The sequence below is a fragment of the Mesorhizobium opportunistum WSM2075 genome, from assembly GCF_000176035.2.
Classification (GTDB): domain Bacteria; phylum Pseudomonadota; class Alphaproteobacteria; order Rhizobiales; family Rhizobiaceae; genus Mesorhizobium; species Mesorhizobium opportunistum.
Genome location: NC_015675.1, coordinates 2008774 through 2030498, shown reverse-complemented (window position 1 = coordinate 2030498; position 21725 = coordinate 2008774). Strand labels below are relative to the sequence as shown.

Annotated in this window: 18 protein-coding genes; 15 read left to right on the top strand and 3 right to left on the bottom strand. The window is 63.7% G+C overall.

What is annotated here, in order from left to right:
- Window positions 1–5 precede the first annotated feature (5 nt).
- From MESOP_RS09695 to MESOP_RS34625, 5 genes are all read left to right on the top strand, one after another.
- A complete protein-coding gene (locus tag MESOP_RS09695; protein WP_013893150.1) occupies window positions 6–1844 on the top strand; it encodes a M3 family oligoendopeptidase in 1839 nt (612 codons plus the stop codon).
- Window positions 1845–2202: 358 nt separating this feature from the next.
- Entirely contained in the window at window positions 2203–2949 is a 747-nt protein-coding gene (locus tag MESOP_RS09690) for an NADH dehydrogenase (RefSeq protein ID WP_013893149.1), read from the top strand.
- A 196-nt stretch (window positions 2950–3145) separates the two neighbouring features.
- Window positions 3146–4288, top strand: a complete 1143-nt coding sequence (locus MESOP_RS09685) for an aminodeoxychorismate synthase component I (protein ID WP_013893148.1) — start codon at window positions 3146–3148, stop codon at window positions 4286–4288.
- Window positions 4237–4899 carry an aminotransferase class IV family protein gene (locus tag MESOP_RS34630; protein ID WP_013893147.1) on the top strand — a complete coding sequence of 221 codons (663 nt, stop codon included), beginning with the start codon at window positions 4237–4239 and terminating at the stop codon, window positions 4897–4899. The genes MESOP_RS09685 and MESOP_RS34630 overlap by 52 nt, the downstream gene beginning before the upstream one ends.
- 3 nt (window positions 4900–4902) lie before the next feature.
- Window positions 4903–5826, top strand: coding sequence for a heme-dependent oxidative N-demethylase family protein (locus MESOP_RS34625; RefSeq protein WP_013893146.1), 924 nt, complete (start codon window positions 4903–4905; stop codon window positions 5824–5826).
- Between the two features lie 6 nt (window positions 5827–5832).
- On the opposite strand, the gene MESOP_RS09670 is transcribed toward MESOP_RS34625, so the two are convergent.
- On the bottom strand, window positions 5833–6711 hold the full coding sequence (locus MESOP_RS09670) for a LysR family transcriptional regulator (RefSeq protein WP_013893145.1): 879 nt from the start codon (window positions 6709–6711) through the stop codon (window positions 5833–5835).
- A gap of 108 nt (window positions 6712–6819) precedes the next feature.
- Between MESOP_RS09670 and MESOP_RS09665 the strand changes: the two genes are divergently transcribed.
- The 8 genes from MESOP_RS09665 (at window position 6820) to MESOP_RS09630 (ending at window position 16077) form a co-directional block, all read left to right on the top strand.
- Window positions 6820–7566 carry an SDR family NAD(P)-dependent oxidoreductase gene (locus MESOP_RS09665; protein ID WP_013893144.1) on the top strand — a complete coding sequence of 249 codons (747 nt, stop codon included), beginning with the start codon at window positions 6820–6822 and terminating at the stop codon, window positions 7564–7566.
- 184 nt (window positions 7567–7750) lie between these two features.
- On the top strand, window positions 7751–9196 hold the full coding sequence (locus tag MESOP_RS09660) for a homospermidine synthase (protein ID WP_013893143.1): 1446 nt from the start codon (window positions 7751–7753) through the stop codon (window positions 9194–9196).
- 175 nt (window positions 9197–9371) lie between these two features.
- Window positions 9372–9749, top strand: coding sequence for an outer membrane lipoprotein Omp10 (gene omp10 / locus MESOP_RS09655; RefSeq protein ID WP_013893142.1), 378 nt, complete (start codon window positions 9372–9374; stop codon window positions 9747–9749).
- A gap of 249 nt (window positions 9750–9998) precedes the next feature.
- Window positions 9999–12062 (top strand): 5'-nucleotidase C-terminal domain-containing protein, encoded by a 2064-nt coding sequence (locus tag MESOP_RS09650; RefSeq protein WP_013893141.1) that lies wholly within the window; start codon window positions 9999–10001, stop codon window positions 12060–12062.
- Between the two features lie 135 nt (window positions 12063–12197).
- A complete protein-coding gene (gene hemH, locus MESOP_RS09645) occupies window positions 12198–13253 on the top strand; it encodes a ferrochelatase (RefSeq protein WP_013893140.1) in 1056 nt (351 codons plus the stop codon).
- Between the two features lie 53 nt (window positions 13254–13306).
- A complete protein-coding gene (locus MESOP_RS09640; RefSeq protein WP_013893139.1) occupies window positions 13307–14518 on the top strand; it encodes an NAD(P)/FAD-dependent oxidoreductase in 1212 nt (403 codons plus the stop codon).
- A gap of 121 nt (window positions 14519–14639) precedes the next feature.
- Window positions 14640–15590: an SPFH domain-containing protein gene (locus MESOP_RS09635; protein WP_013893138.1), complete on the top strand. Its 951-nt coding sequence runs from the start codon at window positions 14640–14642 to the stop codon at window positions 15588–15590.
- A 22-nt stretch (window positions 15591–15612) separates the two neighbouring features.
- Window positions 15613–16077: an NfeD family protein gene (locus tag MESOP_RS09630; protein WP_013893137.1), complete on the top strand. Its 465-nt coding sequence runs from the start codon at window positions 15613–15615 to the stop codon at window positions 16075–16077.
- A 62-nt stretch (window positions 16078–16139) separates the two neighbouring features.
- Here MESOP_RS09630 and MESOP_RS09625 read toward each other — a convergent pair whose 3' ends face one another.
- Entirely contained in the window at window positions 16140–17141 is a 1002-nt protein-coding gene (locus MESOP_RS09625) for a KpsF/GutQ family sugar-phosphate isomerase (protein ID WP_013893136.1), read from the bottom strand.
- 249 nt (window positions 17142–17390) lie between these two features.
- Here MESOP_RS09625 and MESOP_RS09620 point away from each other — a divergent pair, with 249 nt between their 5' ends.
- Complete coding sequence (locus MESOP_RS09620) at window positions 17391–19193, top strand: outer membrane beta-barrel protein (protein ID WP_041164041.1); 1803 nt, start codon at window positions 17391–17393, stop codon at window positions 19191–19193.
- A 160-nt stretch (window positions 19194–19353) separates the two neighbouring features.
- Here MESOP_RS09620 and galU read toward each other — a convergent pair whose 3' ends face one another.
- On the bottom strand, window positions 19354–20259 hold the full coding sequence (galU, locus tag MESOP_RS09615) for a UTP--glucose-1-phosphate uridylyltransferase GalU (RefSeq protein WP_013893134.1): 906 nt from the start codon (window positions 20257–20259) through the stop codon (window positions 19354–19356).
- A gap of 210 nt (window positions 20260–20469) precedes the next feature.
- On the opposite strand from galU, the gene MESOP_RS09610 reads away from it, so the two are divergent.
- A complete protein-coding gene (locus MESOP_RS09610) occupies window positions 20470–21693 on the top strand; it encodes a lytic murein transglycosylase (RefSeq protein ID WP_013893133.1) in 1224 nt (407 codons plus the stop codon).
- The last annotated feature ends 32 nt before the right edge of the window (window positions 21694–21725 follow it).

Here is a 21725-nt window from a genome sequence, read left to right as displayed (position 1 = left end):
TGTCGATGCGCATGATGTTTGGTCGGCGGCTTGCGGCGCCAGCGTCCGGTCAGGGCGCGGCCGGGCTTGGCGATCTGCCGGAATGGAACCTTGCCGACCTTTACACCGGCATGGACGCGCCGGAGCTGAAGCGTGACATCGCCAGGGCCGCCGCCGATGCGATCGCCTTCGAGGCCCGTTGGAAGGGCACGCTGGCCGCCGAAGCCGAGCGCGGCAGCGCCGGCCGGCTGGGCGAGGCGCTGGTCGCCTACGAGGCGCTGGAGGAACTGATCGGCCGCATCGTCTCCTATGCCGGCCTGGTCTATGCCGGCAACACGGCCGACCCGCAGCGCGCCAAGCTCTATGGCGACATCCAGGAGAAGATGACCGACGCCAGTGCGCATCTTCTGTTCTTCGCGCTCGAACTGAACCTGATCGACGACGCGGCGATCGAGGGCGCGCTGGCCGGCGACCCCGCTTTCGGCCACTACCGGCCCTGGGTGCTCGACCTCAGGATGGACAAGCCCTATCAGCTCGAGGACCGCGTCGAGCAGCTTTTCCATGAGAAGTCGATCACCGGACGCGGTGCCTGGAACCGCTTGTTCGACGAAACGATGACCGACCTTCGCTTCGATGTCGATGGCGAGGAACTGACGCTGGAGCCGGCACTCAACCGCCTGCAGGATGCTGATGGTGAAGTCCGGCGTCGGGCCTCCGAGGCGCTGGCCGCGACTTTCCGCAAGAATTTGCGCACCTTCACCCTGATCACCAACACGCTGGCCAAGGACAAGGAAATCTCGGACCGCTGGCGCGGCTTCGAGGACATCGCCGATTCACGCCACCTCGCCAACCGGGTCGAGCGCAGCGTGGTCGATGCGCTCGCCACCGCAGTACGCGAGGCCTATCCGCGCCTGTCGCACCGCTATTACCAGATGAAGGCGCGGTGGCTTGGCATGGAGGTGATGAACCACTGGGATCGCAACGCACCGCTGCCGGAGACGCCGCAAGCGGTGATCGGCTGGGACGAGGCCAGGAACACCGTGTTGTCGGCCTATCAGCGTTTCTCACCCGATATGGCCGAGATCGCACGCACCTTCTTCGACCGCAACTGGATCGATGCGCCGGTGCGCCCGGGCAAGTCGCCCGGCGCCTTCGCCCACCCGACCGTGCCGTCGGCTCACCCCTATGTGCTGCTCAACTACATGGGCAAGCCGCGCGACGTGATGACGCTGGCGCATGAACTTGGTCACGGCGTGCACCAGGTGCTGGCCGCTGGCCAGGGCGCGCTGATGGCCTCGACACCGCTGACGCTGGCCGAGACGGCCTCCGTCTTCGGCGAGATGCTGACCTTCCGCTCGTTGCTCGAGCAGACCACCGACAGGCGCGAGCGCAAGGCCATGCTCGCCCAGAAGGTCGAGGACATGATCAACACGGTGGTGCGCCAGATCGCCTTCTACGAATTCGAGCGCAAGGTGCATGCCGAGCGCCGCAACGGCGAACTGACATCCGACCGGCTCGGCCAGTTCTGGCTCGAGGTGCAGGCGGAAAGCCTGGGACCCGCGATCAAATTGCGCGAGGGTTATGAAGTGTTCTGGACTTACATCCCGCACTTCATCCATTCGCCCTTCTACGTCTACGCCTATGCTTTCGGCGACTGCCTGGTGAACTCGCTCTATGCCGTCTACCAGAACGCCGAGCGCGGCTTCCAAGACAAATATTTCGAGATGCTGCGCGCCGGCGGCACCAAGCATCACTCCGAACTTCTGGCGCCGTTCGGTCTCGACGCCACCGATCCGGCCTTCTGGCAGATCGGGCTCGGCGTGATCGGCGGCCTCATCGACGAGCTGGAAGCGCTCGACGGTTGACGTCTCGCGCCGGCACGGAACAGTTTAGCCGGAATGCATGTTGGGACAGCACCATTCCTGCGCTAAATATCTGTTCTTCAACAACTCTCGACGTCAAGTTTTCCGATAGCTTTCCGCAAGCCCTATGGTAGCCTTCGCTCCAAGCTCAGCCGGAGCGCACGCGGATCGGCGAGGAAAAATCTCGGCCGACCGTGGCGCTCTGGCGAACGCGACAACGGCCGTTGGCCATGGCAGCAAGCCGATCGCCGACAGCTCGACCGAAGCCGGCTGTTCCGCGCCGCGGAATCACCATCGAGTAGTCCTTCGCCGAAGGTCATGAATCCATACCGCGGCAGACGGATCTGACTGGAGAGAGACAATGGGCACTTTTTTCTACATGCTCCTGGCGTTCCTTGTGGGTGTGTTGGTTGGCTGGTTCATCTGGGGACGTCTGCGTGGTGAGCTCGACAGCTTGCGCGGCGATCTCGACCGCACCCGCAGCGAGCGCGACAGGCTGCGTGCCGACAGCGACCGCCTGACGGGTGAACTGAATGCCTGCGGCAAGACCCGCTCGGATCTCGAGCGCCAGCTGCGTGACGCGCAGGCTTCCGCCGGAGCCGGCGCGGCAAAGGCCGCAAGTCAACCGTCGGCCGCCCTGATGTCGACGCCGGCCACGGCCAAATCTGCTCCGGCAGCGGCCAGGGCCGCACCAGCCAAACCGGCCGCGGCAAAGCCGGCAGCGGCCAAGGCACCAGCCAAACCCGCTGCGAGCAAATCCGCGGCCGCTGGCGCGGCGACCAAGAGCGCGGCCGCTCCCAAGGCCGCAGCAGCGAAGAAGGCCACGCCGGCCGCGGCCAAGCCCGCATCCGGCAAACCCGACAATCTGCGCCGCCTGATCGGTATCGGCCCGGTCAACGAGAAACTTCTCAAGGCGCAAGGCGTGACCTCCTTCGCCCAGATCGCCGCCTGGACCGCCGCCGACATCAAGCGCATCGAGGACGTGATGAACTTCGACGGCCGCATCGAGCGCGAACGCTGGATCGAGCAGGCCAAGCTGCTCGCCGCCGGCAACGAAAAGGAATTCGCCAAGCAGTTCCCGACAGCCGGAACCGCCAGCAACACTTGAGCGAGAGAAACAGCGATTAGCCGGCGGCGCCAAGGCGCCGCCGGCTTGTTTTGAGCGGACAGAGCCAGCAGAGGTCGGCCCAAGGGTCAGCCCGGAGGTCGGCTTTGAGTGGCAGCGTGCCGTTCCCTCGATTGCGCGCGAACGGCCCCCCATATAGAGCGGTCAACGGCTTCATTGACCGCAGCACCAGAGTCCCATGTCCCTGCCCGCCGTCATTTTCCGCAACGACGAAAGCGCGCGTCAGCTCGTTTTCGACCGGCCGGCCGATATCATCGTGGCGCATGCGGCAAAGGACTTCCTGCCGGCGCTGGAGGCCGCGCAGGCCGCGCATGATGCCGGTAAGTGGCTGGCCGGCTATTTCTCCTACGAGGCGGGCTACCTGCTCGAGCCGAAGCTGGTTCCCTTGCTGCCAAGCGGACGCCGCGCGCCGCTGGTCTGCCTCGGCATCTTCGATGCCCCGGTCGAAGAAGCGGTGCCTCAGCGCGCCGCGCCGACCAACGGCCCGATCTTCGATGCAAGGGCGGCATGGTCGTTCGAGGACTACGAGAAGCGCTTCGCACGGCTGCACCAGCACATCAGGCAAGGCGATTGCTACCAGGGCAACCTGACCTTTCCGGTGCAGGCGCAATGGTCGGGCGACCCGCTTGCCGCCTTCGATGCGCTGACCGAACGCCAGCCGGTGAAGTATGGCGCGCTGGTCGCGCTCGGTGACCCCGTCGTGCTGTCGCGCTCGCCCGAACTGTTCTTCGAGATCGACGCCGGCGGCATGATCGAGACGCATCCGATGAAGGGCACCGCACCGCGCGGCGCGACCAAAGCCGAGGACGAATGGCAGAAGAACTTCCTGCGCAACGACGAGAAGAACCAGGCCGAGAACCGGATGATCGTCGACCTTCTGCGCAACGACATCTCGCTGATCAGCGAGGTCGGCACGCTGGACGTGCCGGCGCTATTCCGCATCGAGAGCTATCCGACCGTCCACCAGATGGTGAGCGACGTCAGGGCGAAACTGCTGCCCGGGCTCTCGATCCGCCAGATCTTCGCGGCGCTGTTTCCCTGCGGCTCGATCACCGGCGCGCCGAAGATCCGCGCCATGGAAATCCTGCACGATCTGGAAAGCACGCCCCGCGACGTCTATTGCGGCGCCATCGGCTGGATCGCACCCGGTGGCACGATGCGCTTTTCGGTGGCGATCCGCACCATATCGCTCTTTTCCAGCGGCGAGGCCGTCTACAATGTCGGTGGCGGCATCGTCTTCGATTCGACGGCGCAAGAGGAGTATCAGGAGTGTCTGCTCAAGGCCCGCTTCGCGACGGGGACGCCACCGATTTCGAGCTGATCGAGACCATGCGCTGGGAGCCGGACAGCGGTTTCCTGCGCTTCGATCGCCACCTTGCGCGCCTCTATGGCTCGGCGGCGGAACTGGGCTTCAGCCATGATCCGGACAGGATCGGCGAGGCCCTGAGCAGCGCGGTCGGCGGCTCCCCCATCGCCATGCGCACGCGGCTCGCTTTGTCGCGCCGTGGCGAGGCGAGCGCCTCCGCGCAACCTTATGAACCGCTCGCCGCCGACAAGGTCTGGGTGCTGCGGCTGGCGCGGACAAGGCTCGACTCGGGCAATACGCTGCTGCGCCACAAGACCAGCCGGCGACAGCTCTACACGCATGCCCGCTCCGAATATCTCGTCACCCAGGCCGACGAAGTGCTCCTGGCCAATGAGCGTGGCGAAATCTGCGAAGGCACGATCACCAATGTCTTCGCCGATTTCGGCGACGGCGTGCTGGCAACGCCCCGACTCGACTGCGGCTTGCTGCCTGGCGTATTGCGCGCCGAGCTTCTGGACGAAGGCCGCGCCCGGGAAGCGATCTACAGCTTGGACGAGTTGAAATCCGCCAAGGCGTTGTTCGTCGGCAATTCGCTGCGCGGACTGATCCAGGCAAAATTGATCTGAACCATGACCCCCTTGCCCACCCATACGCCCTATGACGGCTCGTCGAAACTCTTCACCATCGGGCTGAAGCCGCTCGATCCGGCGGATTGGATCGAGGTCGACGGCCATCTCCTGCCCTACCTCGCCGAGAAGCGCCGGCTCTATGCCGAAATCCCAGAGCGGGTTTTCGTCGAGGAGGACGGCACGCGGGACGCACAGCAGGAAGTGCTCGACTTGCTCGGCGCCTATCTGCCGGAGCGATTTCCAAACAGCCATGGCCGCACCGATGCGGGTATCGAGGTGATGGGCGCTGTGAACCGCCCTGCCTTGCCTCCGGATCTTGCCGACGCGCCGCTCGTCGCGGCATCGCTGCTGGTCCAGGAAGACCTGATCCTGATGCGCCGCGACGACAGTGGCTGGCGGCTCGCCGCCGGTTCGCTGTGCTTTCCCTCGTCCTGGTCGCTCCTGGAGAAGTTCGGCAAGCCGCTGCAGCAGATCCACGCCCCGGTGCCGGGCTTTGGTCCGGGCACACGTCCGGCCGACTTGATCAACCGCATGTTCGACGGCCTGCAGGGCCAAGCGGTCGTGCGCTTCAACTGGTCGATCCAGGCCGACAATGCACTCTACCATCCGCTGTCCAATGTCGAGCGCATCGACCGCGCCACGAACCGGCCGACACGCTTCCCAGACGGTGACGTCAACGCGCACGCCTTCATCCGTGTCGAGCGGCAGACGCTGCGCAAGCTTCCCGTGTCGGGCGATATCCTGTTCACCGTCCGCATCCACCTCGACCCGCTCGCCGTACTGGCGCGGCACCCGGACTGGGCGACGCTGGCGCTGTCTTTCGCCGCCCAACTCGAAGCGCTCGACCTCGCCCAGCTCGACTACAAGGGCCTGACATCGGATCGCGACCGGCTGATCGAACGATTGAAGACAATGGCCGGCTGAAGCCGCCTACAGGCTGCCCGCCAGGAAATCGACGAAGGTCCTTGCCCTGACGCTGGCCTTGCGTCCGGCCGGAAACAGCGCCCACAATTCAACAGGCGGCAGCGCCCAGTCGACCAGGATCGGCCGCACCGCACCGCTGCGCAGTTCTGCATCGAACATCCATTCGGAGCCGACCGTGAAGCCGATGCCGGCAAGTACTGCCTCACGTATCCCTTCGGCGGAAGTCACGCGCAGCCGCCCTTGGCCGGCAAGCGAAATCTCTTCGGCGCCTCGCCGGAACGTCCAGCGATTGGAAGTGCCTGCTCGGACGAAAAGGATCGCCTCGTGCCGCGACAGCTCATCCGGCGCGATGGGTTCGCCCTCGCGTGCCAGGTACGAGGGTGCCGCCACCACGAGACGACGACAGGTGGCGATCTTGCGCCCGATATGAGCAGGGGCGAAGCTTTCACCCAGACGCAGCATGACATCTACCCCTTCCTCGACGAGGTCGACGTTCCTGTCGTCCATCGCCACCTCGACGTCGAGCCTCGGATGAGCGTCCAGGAAGGCTTTCAGCCTCGGCACGACATGCAGGCGGCCGAAGGTTACCGACGTACCGATGCGCAGCAACCCGGTAAGCGCCGCCGCAGTGCCACGCGCCGCGTTCTCCGCTTCGTCGGCCTCATCGACCGCGCGCTTCGCGCCTTCATAGAAGCTGAGGCCGGCATCGGTCGGCGAGAGACCTCGGGTGGTGCGCGACAGCAGGCGAACGCCGAGCCGTTCCTCGAGCTGCGCGATGGCCTTCGAGACGGCTGGCTGCCCGACGCGCAAATGCCGCGCAGCCGCCGAGAACGAGCCGGTTTCGATGACTCTTATAAAGGTGTTCATCACCATGAGCCTGTCCATCTATTCCACCTTGGAATTAGTAATATGTTTTTGTTCACTCTACCTGACCCACTCAGGAATGGCCAATTGGGCGGTTGTCAAATCCATCCATCCATTCGGAGAACCAAAATGGGCAAGCTCAACAACAAGGTCGCCATCGTCACCGGTGCCGCGCGAGGCATCGGTGCGGGCATCGCCAAACGACTGGCGGCGGAAGGCGCCGCCGTCATCGTCAACTACGCCTCCAGCCGTGAGGCTGCGGAACGCACGGTCAAGGAGATCGTCGCCGCCGGTGGCAAGGCTACTGCGGTCCGGGGCGACGTGGCCGATGCCGCCGAAGTCGAGAAGATGTTCGAGGCCGCCGAGATCGCATTTGGCAAGCCAAGCATTCTGATCAACAATGCCGCGACCGCCAGCTTCGGCACTTTCGAGGAAGCCAGTGAGGCGGATTATCGGCGGCTCTTCGACACCAACGTACTGGGCACGATCCTGACCACGAAGGCGGCCATGCGCCACTTCCCCGAGACCGGCGGCAGCATCGTCAACATCGGCACGATCTCGAGCTGGAACCCAGTGCCAAACACCAGCCTCTATTCCGCCAGCAAAGCGGCGATCGATACGCTGACGCTTAGCCTGTCGAGAGAACTCGGAGCCCGCAACATCCGTGTCAACATCGTGGCGCCCGGCTATACCCATACAGAAATGACCGAAGGCATGGTTGGCACCGATTTCGGCAATATGCTGATCGCTGGCGTCCCCCTTGGCCAGCGCTTCGGCAAGCCGGACGACATCGCCCCGACCGTGGCCTTCCTCGCCTCGGACGAGGCGGCGTGGCTGACCGGCGAACGCATCAACGCGTCCGGCGGCGCTCGCTGATACGACGCCGGCTCAACATCCGCCATCGGCAGGCCATGGCCTCCCGGTGGCATCGCCGAGCACCTCCACGGCGGCGCTCCCAAGCGTTTCGCTGCTTTTCCCTTTATTGTGACAATGATCTATGGTTTGTCGCGCCGCGGCCAAGCGGCTGTTCTGGAGTGTTTTTTGAGGAGTGCTCGATAAAATGGCGACTGAAAACTGGCCCGTTTACGGTGAGATCACCGGCCCTGTGGTGATGATCGGCTTTGGCTCGATCGGACGGGGAACGCTGCCGCTGATCGAGCGCCATTTCAAGTTCGACAAGTCGCGCATGACGGTCCTCGACCCGCGCGACACCGACCGCAAGCTGCTCGACGAGCGCGGCATCGCTTTCGTCCAGGAAGCGGTGACCGAGAAGAATTACAAGAAGCTCCTGACCCCGCTGCTGACCAATGGCGGCGGCCAGGGCTTTTGCGTCAACCTGTCGGTCGATACCGGCTCGGTCGACCTGATGCGGCTCTGCCGCAAGCTCGGCGTGCTCTACATCGACACCGTCGTCGAGCCCTGGCTCGGCTTCTATTTCGACGCCAAGGCCGACAATGCCAGCCGCACCAACTATGCGCTGCGCGAAGCCCTGATCAAGGAAAAGCACGACAAGCCCGGCGGCGCCACCGCGGTCTCCACATGCGGTGCCAATCCCGGCATGGTCTCGTGGTTCGTCAAGCAGGCGCTGGTCAATCTCGCCACCGATCTTGGCCTGGAATTCTCGGAGCCAGCGCAGGAAGACCGCGAAGGCTGGGCCAAGCTTATGAAGAAGGCCGGCGTCAAGGGCATCCACATCGCCGAGCGCGACACGCAGCGCACCAAGAAGCCGAAGCCGATGGATGTGTTCTGGAATACCTGGTCGGTCGAGGGCTTCATCTCCGAAGGCTTGCAGCCGGCCGAGCTTGGCTGGGGCACACACGAAAAATGGATGCCGAAGAACGGCAAGAAGCACAAGCATGGCTCCAAGGCCGCGATCTATCTGGAGCAGCCGGGCGCCAACACGCGCGTGCGCTCATGGTGCCCGACGCCGGGCGCCCAGTACGGCCTGCTGGTGACGCACAACGAGGCCATCTCGATCGCCGATTTCTTCACCGTGCGTTCCAAGAAGGGCAAGGTCCAGTACCGCCCGACCTGCCACTATGCCTACCATCCCTGCAACGACGCGATGCTGTCGCTGGACGAGATGTTCGGCGCTGCCGGCAAGCCTCAGCCGGTGCACCACGTGCTCGACGAGAACGAACTGGTCGACGGCGTCGACGAGCTCGGCGTCCTGCTCTACGGCCATGACAAGAATGCCTACTGGTACGGCTCCCAGCTTTCGCTGGCCGAGGCGCGCAAGCTGGCGCCCTATCAGAACGCCACCGGCATGCAGGTCACCTCGGCGGTTCTCGCCGGCATGGTCTGGGCTCTGGAAAATCCGGACGCCGGCATCGTCGAGGCCGACGAAATGGACTACAGGCGCTGCCTCGACGTGCAGTCGCCCTATCTCGGACCGGTCAAGGGTTACTACACCGACTGGACCCCGCTCGACAGGCGTCCGGGCCTGTTCCCGGAGGACCTCGACCGCAGTGACCCGTGGCAATTCCGCAACATCCTCGTCCGATAGCATGCCCCATTACCTTGCAATCGCCCGGAAATCGGGCGATTGAAGGGATGCGGCCTAGACAGCTTTGTGCCTCCCGTTGGGCGCACAAGGCACACTCTAGCATTTTGGGCGTTCGCATCGCGCTTTCCAAAATCGAACCCGATTTTTGGGCCGATGCGTTTGGAGAGGATTTCATATGACTATTGCGCGCAAAATTCTTTCGATGGGCGTGGCGGGTGCCATGGCCTCGATGCTTGCTGCCTGTGCCACCAGCGGTCCCGGCGAGCCGCCGATGGCAACCTCGCCGAAAGGCGTCGAAGGCTCCTGGATCGACGCCAAGGGCACCGGCCTGTCGACCTTCACCGCCGGGAAATTCGCGACGGTGGCCACCGACACCGGCCAGAAGCTGGCGGATGGCAGCTACACGATGACCGGCGCCACGTCGGTGCAGATCAACGGCACATCGCTGATCCGCCAGACCGGTGTCAGCTTCAACTGCCTGCTGGTGTCGACCAGCCAGCTGAACTGCACCAGTTCGTCCGGCCAGAACTTCGTGCTGACGCGACGCACCTGAACGAGCAGGGTTCGCCTCATAGCGCCTCACGAGGGACGGCGGTCAACAGGCCGCGGTCCCTTTTTTTGCGCCAGAAAACACCCCGGGTTTTTCGCCAGAAAATACCCCGGGGTTTTCGCCGGAAAATACAGCCGGCATTTCCGCTTGCGTCTGCCGAAACGCGATGGGAACATGGTCAAAATGCTGGCTGTTATGTCCCAGTCAAGCAAGGGTGTTAAACGCCTCTGATCAGCCTGCCGGGAGACGAAGATGAAGAAGCTTGCCGCCATTGCCGCCCTTTCCGTATCGACGCTCGGCCTGTCGGCCGGCGCATCCTTTGCCGACTACACACTGAACATTTTGCATTTCAACGATTGGCACAGCCGCATCGAAGGCAACAACAAATACGAATCGACCTGTTCGGCCGATGAGGAGACCAAGGGCGAATGCATTGGCGGCGCCGGCCGGCTGGTCACCGCGATCGCCCAGGAACGCAAGAAGCTCGAAGGCCAGAACGTACTGCTGCTCAATGCAGGTGACAGCTTCCAAGGATCGCTGTTCTACACCACCTACAAGGGCGCCGTGGAAGAGGAATTCCTCAATCAGATAAAACCCGACGCTGTGACGCTCGGGAACCACGAATTCGACGACGGCGAGAGCGCGCTGGTGCCTTACCTCGACAAGGCGAAGTTTCCGGTCGTCAGTGCCAATGTCGTGCCCAACGACAAGTCCGGCGCGGCGGGCAAGATCAAGCCGTCGATCGTCGTGGAGGTCGGCGGCCAGAAGATCGGCATTGTCGGCGCCGTCACCAACGACACGCCCGAACTCGCCTCCCCCGGGCCCAACATCGCCATCGCGGACGACGTCAAGTCGATCACCGCGGAGGTCGAGAAGCTGAAGGCACAAGGCGTCAACAAGATCATCGCCGTGACCCATATCGGCTACAACCGGGAGCGCGACGTCATCGCCAAGATCCCGGGCATCGACGTGGTCGTCGGCGGCCACAGCCATACGCTTTTGTCGAATACCGATCCGAAGGCGGCAGGCCCCTATCCGACGATGGCGGACAATCCCGACGGCTACAAGGTGCCGGTCGTGCAGGCGGCGTCCTATTCGAAATATCTCGGCGAGTTCAAGGTCGTGTTCGACGACAATGGCGTCGTCAAATCGGCGAGCGGCGATCCGATCTACCTCGACAAGTCGATCACGCCGGATCCTGCCGTGCTCGCCCGCATCAAGGAGCTTGGAGCGCCGATCGAGGCCTTGAAGAACAAGGAAGTCGCCGAGACCACCGACGTGATCGACGGCAGCCGCGAGAGCTGCCGCGTCCATGAATGCGCGATGGGCAACCTCGTCTCCGACGCCATCCTCGACCGCGTCAAGGGACAGGGCGTCGAGATCGTGATCTCCAATGGCGGCGGCCTGCGCGCCTCGATCGACAAGGGCACCGTCACCATGGGTGAGGTGCTGACCGTGCTGCCGTTCCAGAACACGCTGGCGACCTTCCAGATCTCCGGCAAGGACCTGGTCGCCGGCCTCGAAAGCGGCCTCAGCCAGATCGAGGACGGCGCCGGCCGCTTCCCGCAGGTCGCCGGCCTGAAATATTCCTTCGACAAGTCGGTCGCGCCCAATGCCGGCCGCGTCAAGTCGGTCGAAGTGATGGAGAACGGCGCCTGGGCGCCGATCAATCCCGACAAGGACTATCTGGTCGCCACCAACAATTACGTCCGCCAGGGTGGCGACGGCTACAAGGTCTTCGCCGAAAAGGCCAAGAAGGCCTACGACTACGGCCCCGGCCTCGAACAGGTGGTTGCCGACTATCTCGGCGCGCATCGGCCCTACACGCCCAAGCTCGACGGCCGCATCACCGAGATTGCCGCGACCGTCGCGGCGGCACCGGCGGCAGAACCGGCAAAGCCCGCCGAACCGGCGAAGCCAGCGCCGGCCGAAGCCGCCAAGCCGGCTGAACCGGCAAAGCCCGCGGACGCGGCACCGGCAATGCCTGAACTGCCCGCCAACTCCGGCGATATCGCCAACAAGCCGCCGGCCATATCGACAGAGGCGGCACCCGCTGAACCGGCAAAGCCGGCCGAGACGGCTCCTGCACCGGCAGCACCCGCCCCGGCAGCACCCGCGCCCGCCGAGCCGGCAAAACCCGCAGCGGCCGCGCCGGCCACGGGCAACCATGTCATCGTTGCCGGCGATACCTACTGGGACCTGGCAAAGAAGGCCTATGGCGACGCGACCAAGTGGAAGCTCATCTTTGAGGCCAACAAGGGACAAAGGCCGCACCGGCTTATGCCCGGCGCGACGCTGACCATCCCGGCGAAATAGCCTCACTTCGCCTCTTCCAACACCAAGCCTGCCTGGGAAACCGGGCGGGTTTTGTGTTTTAGGCTAAGGTGCGGCCAGACGCTGCATTGAAAGCGCGCGCAAGATGGTTAGGTTCGCGTCTCCTGGAGAACCCTTATGACGCTTTCCACCCCTGTCGATGCCAAGGCCGCAAAGGCTGTCAGTCCGCAGCCCGGTCCGGCCCAGGCCGGCAAGGTCGGCGTCATGCTGGTCAATCTCGGCACGCCCGACGGCACCGATTTCAAGCCGATGTGGCGCTATCTCAGGGAATTCCTGTCCGATCCGCGTGTCATCGAGCTCAACAAGGCGATCTGGTATCCGATCCTCTATGGCCTCGTGCTCACCATGCGGCCGAAGAAGTCGGGCGCCAACTATGCCCGCATATGGAACCGGGAGAGGAACGAGTCGCCGTTGCGCACCTACACCCGTGCTCAAAGCGAAAAGCTGGGCGCCGCACTGGCCGACCTGCCCGATGTCGTCGTCGATTGGGCGATGCGCTACGGCAACCCTTCGACGGCTAGCATCGCCGAAAAGCTGGTTGCGCAAGGCTGCGACCGCATTCTTTCGTTCCCGCTCTATCCGCAATATTCGGCGACGACGACGGCGACGGCCAACGACCAGCTGTTTCGGGCGCTGATGAAGATGCGCGCGGCACCGGCTATCCGCAGCGTGCCGCCCTACTATGCCGAACCGGTCTATATCGAAGCGCTTGCCCGTTCGATCGAGCGGCACCTGGTAACGCTCGATTTCGAACCGGAGGTGGTCATCACCTCCTATCACGGCATCCCGAAACCCTATTCCGACAAAGGCGATCCCTACCAGACGCACTGTCTCGAGACGACGCGGCTGCTGCGCCAAAAGCTTGGCTGGGACGAGAAGAAGCTGATCACTACCTTCCAGTCGCGCTTCGGCGCGCAGGAATGGCTGCAGCCCTACACGGACAAGACGGTGGAGAAACTGGGCAAGGACGGCGTGAAATCGATCGCCATCGTCAATCCCGGCTTTTCCGTCGACTGCATCGAGACGCTGGACGAGATTGGCCGCGAGGCCGCCGAAACCTTCCATCATGCCGGCGGCAAGAACTTCGCCCACATCCCTTGTCTCAACGACAGCGCCGAGGGCATGGCGGTGATCGAGGCGCTGGTGCGGCGCGAACTCTCCGGCTGGGCCTGACGCCGGAACAACGGCCACTCCGGGGCGTTGAGGCGCACCTTCCGGAGCGTTCGATGCCCCGCCAACTCGACCTCAGAACTGGCCGGCCCGTCTGGTCCGCCTATCGGGCGCCCGCGGTGCCGACGACCGCGCTGAGCCGTGACGCCAAGGCCGATGTACTGATCGTCGGCATGGGGGTCAGCGGCGCCATGATGGCCGAAGTACTGACGGCGGACGGCCATTCCGTGATCTGCATCGACCGGCGCGGACCGGTGAAAGGCTCGACCGCCGCGACCACGGCACTGGTCGAATTCGAACTCGACCAGCCGCTTTCAGTGTTGATCAAGATGATCGGCAAGTCCAAAGCGCAGCAGGCCTGGAGACGCTCGCGGCTCGCCATTTCCAATCTGGCCGGTCGTATCGAGGACCTGGCCATCGGCTGCCGCCTGTGCCGTACCCAATCGCTCTATCTGGCCGGCACCATGCTCAGCGCTTCGGAACTGCGGGACGAAACCGAAGCGCGCCGGCAAGCGGGTATCGCCGCAACCTATCTCGCTCCGCAGCCGCTGGCCGAGCGCTACGGCGTCGAGCGCGGCGGCGCCATCCTCAGCCACGGCAATATCGCGCTCGACCCGCGCAAGCTGACCGCCGGGCTGCTGTTGAAGGCGTTGGAGCGCAAGGCATGTTTCCACGCCCCCGTCGAGGCAACAAGGATCGAGGACAGTGACGACGCGGTGGTCGTGGCGACCAAGGGTGGCCCGACGATCACGGCGCGGCATGTTGTTCTGGCCACCGGCTATGAACTGGTCGACATCGTGCCGGCGGCCGCTCACCGGATCATCTCGACCTGGGCTATAGCGACACGCCCGCAGCCGCGAAAGCTCTGGCCGCAGGCAGCTTTCATCTGGGAAGCATCAGAGCCCTATCTCTACGCCAGGGCGACAGCCGACGGCAGGGTCATCTGCGGCGGCGAGGACGAGGACTTCATCGACGAGGCACGCCGCGACGAACTGATCGCCGACAAGAGCGCGCGCATCGCGGCAAAACTTAGCCGGCTGTTTCCACGTCTCGACGTCAGGCCTGAATTTGCCTGGACCGGTTCCTTCGGCACCACGACCACCGGCCTGCCCTATATCGGCGCCATTCCGAGACACCCGCGCATCCATGCCGTGATGGGTTACGGCGGCAACGGCATCACCTTCTCGCGGATTGCCTCGGAGATCGTCTCAGCCTCCATCGGCGGCTTCGATGACACGGATGCAGGCCTGTTTGCCTTCAACCGCTAGCTGCAGACCCACAAACAATCCCTCATCACCAGATTGTAACGTTGCTGAAACACACTTAAGTCTTTGCTGAAGCTGGCTGCGCGGGAATGGCTCGCGCGACTTGCTTCTGAGGGAGAGCCAAATGGATTTCAGTGGTTTCGATATTGCGGTCGTAGTGCTGGTCGCGCTTGTCGTGCTGGTGCTGTTCAAAGGCATTAAGACAATTCCGCAAGGCTACAACTATACCGTCGAACGTTTCGGCCGTTATACAAGGACACTGAGCCCAGGCCTCAACATCATCACGCCGTTCGTCGACCGTATCGGCGCCAAGATGAACATGATGGAGCAGGTGCTCGACGTTCCGAGCCAGGAGATCATCACCCGCGACAACGCGATTGTCGGTGTCGACGGCATCGCCTTCTTCCAGATCCTCAATGCAGCACAGGCGGCCTATCAGGTTGCCGGCCTGCAGAACGCCATCCTCAACCTGACGATGACCAACATCCGCACCGTCATGGGTTCGATGGATCTCGACGAGTTGTTGTCCAACCGCGACGCCATCAACGAGCGCTTGCTGCGCGTGGTCGACGAGGCCGCGCATCCGTGGGGCATCAAGATCACCCGCGTCGAGATCAAGGACATCAACCCGCCGGCCAACCTGATCGAATCGATGGGCCGCCAGATGACCGCCGAGCGCAACAAGCGGGCGCAGATTCTCGCCGCCGAAGGCCTCAAGCAGTCGCAGATCCTCGAAGCCGAGGGCCGCAAGGAAGCCGCCTTCCGCGACGCCGAGGCGCGAGAACGCTCGGCCGAAGCGGAAGCCCGCGCCACCCAGGTGGTGTCGGAGGCGATTTCCAAGGGCGACGTGCAGGCGCTGAACTACTTCGTCGCCCAGAAATACACCGAGGCACTGGGCAAGATCGGCTCGGCCACCAACAGCAAGATCGTGCTGATGCCTTTCGAGGCGTCGTCGCTGATCGGTTCGCTCGGCGGCATCGGCGAGATCGCCAGGGAAGTGTTCAAGGGCGACGGCCCGGCCGGCACGCAGCGGCAGGTTTCACGCCCGCCCGTCGTCAAGCCAAGCGACAATTGATGTCTGCGGTTGGGAGTAGACCATGATCGACCGTGTCATTTCCGAACTCGGCCCGTGGAGCTGGATGGTCCTGGGCTTCGTCCTGCTGGTGATGGAAATCATCGCGCCGGGCATCTTCATGCTGTGGATCGGCATCGCGGCGCTCATCATCGGCGCGGTGTCGCTGCTGATCTGGGACGCGGCCATCTGGACCTGGCAGGTCCAGGTACTCGCTTTCCTCGCGCTTTCGCTGGTCTCTGCCTATGTCGGCAAGAAACTGGTCGGCGGGCGCCATGATCCGACGGACCAGCCGCTGCTCAACCGTCGCGGCGCCCAGATGATCGGCAAGATGGCGACGCTCGCCGAGCCGATCAAGGACGGCCGTGGCCGCATCAAGCTCGGCGATACGCTGTGGCGTGTCTCCGGCCCGGATCTGCCCGCCGGCACGCAGGTCCGTGTCACGAGTGCGGCGGATACCGACCTGGAACTCACGGTGGAGCGGGTCTGAATTTTCAGCCCGGCACCGACACGCAAGATGAGTTGAGATTCAGGTCAGGACCAGTCGATATCTTAGGCTGCGCCGATGCGAAGCAGGTCGTGGAAGTGAACCACGCCCAGCGGCATGTTGTTCTTGGTCACCACCAGGGCGCCGATATTGTGCTCGTTGAGCAGCGCGATCGCCGTACCGGCAAGCGTCTGCGGGTCGACTGTCTTGGGCGTGCGGGTCATCACCTCGTCGACGATGACGTCGGCCAGGTTGCGGTGCAGGTTTCGCGCCACGTCGCCGTCGGTGATGATCCCGGCCAGTTCGCCGTTGGCGTCGACGATCAGGACGCAGCCGACCTTCTTCTGCGACAGCGTCATCACCGCTTCCGGCATCTTGGTGCCGAGCGAAGCCAGCGGGATCTGGTCGCCGATCCGCATGATCTCCGAGACCAGGGTCAGGTTGGCGCCAAGCTGGCCGCCGGGATGGAAAGTGCGGAAATGGTCCGGCGTGAAGCCGCGCGCCTCGAGCAGCGCGATCGCCAGCGCGTCGCCAATGACCAGTTGCAGCAGGGTCGACGTCGTCGGCGCCAGGCCGTGCGGGCAGGCTTCCGGGGTGCGTGGCAAAAGCAGCACGACGTCGGCGGCCCGCGCCAGCGCCGATGTCTCTCCGGAGGTGATGGCGATGAGCGGAATGGAGAAGCGCCTGGAATAGGCGACGATGCCCAGCATCTCCTTGCTCTCGCCAGACCATGAGATGGCGATGATGGCGTCGTCCCTGGCGATCATGCCGAGATCGCCGTGGTTGGCCTCGACGGGATGGACGAAGAAAGCCGGCGTGCCGGTCGAGGCAAGCGTGGCCGCGATCTTCGCACCGATATGGCCGCTTTTGCCGACACCGGTGACGATGAGCCGGCCTTCGATCTTCGAGATCATGTCGACGGCCTGGGCGAAAGGTGCGGCCAGGCCGTTCTCGAGCGCTTCGGCCAAGGCTGCGATCCCGGCCTGTTCGGTCGCCACCGTTCTCAGCGCCGAAGCGATCGACGCCTGCCTGTCCAGGGGCTTCTTATCGAGGGATTTCACATGCATGGGTGATGCGATTAGCGCTTTGCCGCCCGCCTGTCCAACAGAAATGGCCCCACGGATATCGGCCGAGCTGTGAGACGGAATGGGCCAGCGACAGGCATGAAAACAGGAAGCTTAACGAAGGCGGTATGATTCCCTTTCGAAATCGGCATCCGGAACCCGGTAAGGGGCCCGTCTCAACCCTCCGTTAACCATCCCCATTTACGGTTCGGTAAGTATGGCGCTCAAGGCGCCGCGCAAGCAGTGGTGGCGATGTCCGAGGTCCAGCCAGAAAAATCGACAGGACGACAGGGCAAGGCGGTCTGCGCCTTGCTGCTGGCGACCAGCATGTTTGCCTTGCTGCGCCCGGCACCGCTGCATGCCCAGGAGACGGAACTGCGCGGCGAGGTGTCCGAATCGGCGATCCTGTCCGACCAGCAGCGCAAGGCGCGGCAGCTTGCCTTGGCAAGACCGGGCCAGCAGGCACCGGCCAACGCCGTGCAGGACGCACAGGCCGACACCTATCTGCCGGCCAGCGCCGGCGCCGTGCCTGACGATACGGACAGCAACGACGCAAGCCCGTCCGGCAGCATTTTCGACCCGCCGCAGGCGAGCGACGACACCTCCGCCGACACTTCGACACCGCCCAAGCCTCGCCGCCGTCCATCGACTGCCGGACAGGCGGATCGGGACAAGACCAAGGCGGGCTCCAAGACTTCCGACAAGTCGACAGACAAGTCGAAAAAGAAGAAGAAAACGACGTCCACCGATACCACCGCTTCAACGACGGTTTCCACGACGGATACAGCCGATACGACGGACACGGGCGAGGAGACGGCCAACCGCCGTGCCCGCACCATCGACAGCGCCGACAAGCAAAAGCTCGACCCCGGTGCCGAGCGCACCGACGCCATCGAAGGCCAGAAGAAGAAGCCAGAGGACGACCCGTTCGCCGCCCCCGGCGTCAAATGGGGTTCCTTCGTCATCCGGCCGACGATCGAACAGGGCCTGACCGCCACGTCGAACGGCGATTCGAGCAGCGCCGGCAACTCGGCGCTGCTGTCGGAGACGGCGCTGCGCTTTTCCGCCACTTCCGACTGGCGCGAGAACTCCGCTGTCATCGACGGCTACGGCTTGTTCCGCGAGACGGTGTCGGGCTACCCGGTTCACAATGCGCAGGGCCGCATCGAAGGCCAGTACAATGTCGATCTCGACAACGAACTGCGCGCCATCGCCAAGCTCGGCTACGAGGCCGTGCCGGAATCGGCGTCATCGCCGGACGCCATTGCCGGCGTCAGCACCCAGCCGCTGCGGCAGACCGTCGATGGCAGCCTTGCCGTCGAAAAGGCGGTCGGCAAGATGCAGTACACGCTGACCGGCGCGGTTGCGCACGACTTCTACGGCGACGCCAAGCTTTCGGACGGCACCTCGCTCTCGCAGAAGGACCAGGACAACACGCTCTATACGGCGACTTTGCGCACCGGTTACGAAATCTCCCCCGCCCTCACCCCGTTCAGCGAAATCGAGGTCGGCCGCCGCATCTACGATCAGCGCATCGACAACGAAGGCTTTGAGCGTTCCTCGACGCGGCTCGGCGCCCGTGCCGGCCTGCAGCTCGACATGGGCGAGAAGCTCTCGGGCGAATTCTCGGCGGGGTGGCTGCGCGAAGCGATCGATGACAAGAGCCTGGAGCCGATTTCAGGCGCCACCGTCAACGCCGCCCTCAAATGGTCGCCCGAGCGCGGCACCATGATCGGCCTGACCGGCAGCACCACTGTCGAGACCACGACCACCGCAGGTGAAAGCGGCGACATCCTCTATTCCGGCCGCTTGACCGGCGAACGCCAGATCCGTGCCAACCTCACCGGCAACGCGGCCCTGGGCCTCGACTGGCGCAACTATGTCGGCATCGACGGCCACGACAGGATTTTGAGCGCCGAGGCCGGGCTGACCTGGTGGCTGAACCGCTATGCCGGGCTCACCAGCAAGGTGAGGACCGAAAAGCTGACCAGCAATTTGCCAGGCCGCGACTACACCGCCAACAGCATCTATCTCGGCGTGAAGGTGCAGCAGTGAAGGCGCCTGCAACGCCAAGGATGTGTTGAGATTCAGGTCAGGCGGCGCCGAGAATGGTGGGTTCCGAGAACCGGAACGGAGCGTACGTTTGGGTACGTGAGTACCGGAAGCGCAGGAAGCCGCCATTCGCAGGCCGGCCTCACCTGAATATCAGCACATCCTAGAATGCTGCCCCGCGCCGCTCTGATGGCTTCATCTCGTCGAGAAGCGTGCGGATGACGGTGGCCATGCTGTGGTTCATGTCGCTTCGCCACAGCGCGAAGGCGACATTGGCCTCGACGAAGCCTTCCGGGGAGCCGCAGTCGAAGGTGCGGCCCTGATAGTGGTAGCCGTAGAAGGCCTGCTGCTTCTCCAGCTTCAGCATCGCGTCGGTGAGCTGGATCTCGTTGCCGGCGCCCTTCTCCTGCCCTTCGAGGATCTTGAAGATCTCGGGCTGCAGGATGTAGCGGCCGTTGATGTACAGGTTCGACGGCGCGGTGCCCGTCTTTGGCTTCTCGACCATTTCGGTGATGCGGAAGCCGTGATGGGTCGGTTCGCCCCGGCCGACAATGCCGTATTTATGGGCTTCGGCCGGATCGCACTCCTGCACGGCGATGATGTTGTTGCCGGTCTCGGCGTAAAGATCGACCATCTCCTTCATGCAGCTCTTTTCCGACTGCATGATCATGTCGGGCAACAGCAGCGCGAACGGCTCGTCGCCGACCAGTTCGCGCGCGCACCAGACGGCATGGCCAAGCCCCATCGGCACCTGCTGGCGCGTGAAGCTGGTCTGTCCCGGCGCCGGCTGCAGCCGCTGCAACCGGGCAAGCTGCTCGTCCTTGCCGCGCTGGGCGAGGGTGTCATAGAGCTCGAACTGGATATCGAAATGATCCTCGATGACCGCCTTGTTGCGGCCGGTGACGAAGATGAAATGTTCGATGCCCGCCTCGCGCGCCTCATCCACCACATACTGGATGACCGGCCGGTCGACGACGGTCAGCATTTCCTTGGGAACAGCCTTGGTGGCGGGGAGAAACCGCGTGCCGAGACCAGCGACTGGAAAAACTGCCTTGCGAACTCTCTTCATACGCCAATTATCCATTTGATGGCTGGCTCCGCAATCCCCGTCCGGCGACATTTTCACGCCGGATTTAAGGATTACTGGCAAGACCGAGGGGAAACTCCCATCCGTAAAGCATCGAGACGTCTTTTCGTTCCAGGCATTGCCTATGGTAAACTAATTCATAACCCGGTTCGGCGATGAATGGTCTTTCCTGAGACAGAGAAGGAGGAAGAGATGTCCGTTCGCAATGCCGCAAAACGTTTCACCAGCGTCATGACGGCGGCCAGCCTCTCGCTCGCTATGCTGATGCCTGCCGGGCCGGCCTTCGCCGACGCCGGTTTCCGGCAATGGGTCGCCGGCTTCCGCGCCACGGCCGTGGCGGGCGGCGTTTCCGGCTCTGTCTACGATCAGGCGTTCAGGAGTATCAACGAACCCGATCCGGTGGTGCTGGAAAAAGCCCGCACCCAGCCCGAATTCACCGCGCCCGCCTGGGACTATTTCGACAACCGCGTCCATGACCAGTCCGTCGCCGTCGGGCAGCAGATGGCCAAGAAATGGAAGCCGTGGCTGGACAGGATCGAGGCGAAGTTCGGCGTCGACCGCTACATTCTGCTGGCCATCTGGTCGATGGAATCGAACTATGGCGAAATCCTCAAGCGCGACGACATCATGCGCAATGTCGTGCGTTCGCTGGCGACGCTTGCCTATGGCGATCCGAAGCGGTCCAAATATGCCCGCACCCAGCTGGTCGCGGCGCTGAAGATCCTGCAGACCGGCGACATCGACGAAGGCCACCTGATGGGCTCCTGGGCCGGCGCCATGGGCCAGACCCAGTTCATTCCCACCAGCTACCAGCATTATGCCGTCGACATGGACGGCAACGGCAGGCGCGATATCTGGAATTCCATTCCCGACGCGCTGGCGACATCGGCCAATCTGCTGAAGAAGAATGGCTGGCAGGCCGGCAAGACCTGGGGCTATGAAGTCGCCTTGCCGGCGGGAAAACTGCCGGCTGGCTCGAAAACGCTGGCGCAATGGCAAGCGCTCGGCGTCGTCAGGGCCAGCGGCAAGCCGTTCAAGAACCTCACCGACAAGGCGACGCTCAAAGTGCCGGATGGCCGCGGCGGGCCGGCGTTCCTGATGATCAGGAATTTCTCGGTGATCAAGGCCTACAACAACGCCGACAAATATGCCCTTGCCGTCGGCCTTCTCGCCGACGAGATCGCCGGCTCCAGCGGTCTTGTGCAGGATTGGAAGCGGCCTTTCACCAAGCTCAGTTTCGAGGAACGGCAGGAGCTGCAGAAGCGGCTTTCGCAACATGGACTTTACGACGGCAAGTTCGACGGCAAGATCGGCGACGGATCGAAGACCGCCATCATGGCCTATCAGGCGAAGGTCGGCTTGACCCAGGACGGGTATCCGAGCATGGAAGTGCTCAAATGGCTCCGGCAAAAATAGAGCCGGCCATGGCGCCGTGCGCGTTTTTGGCG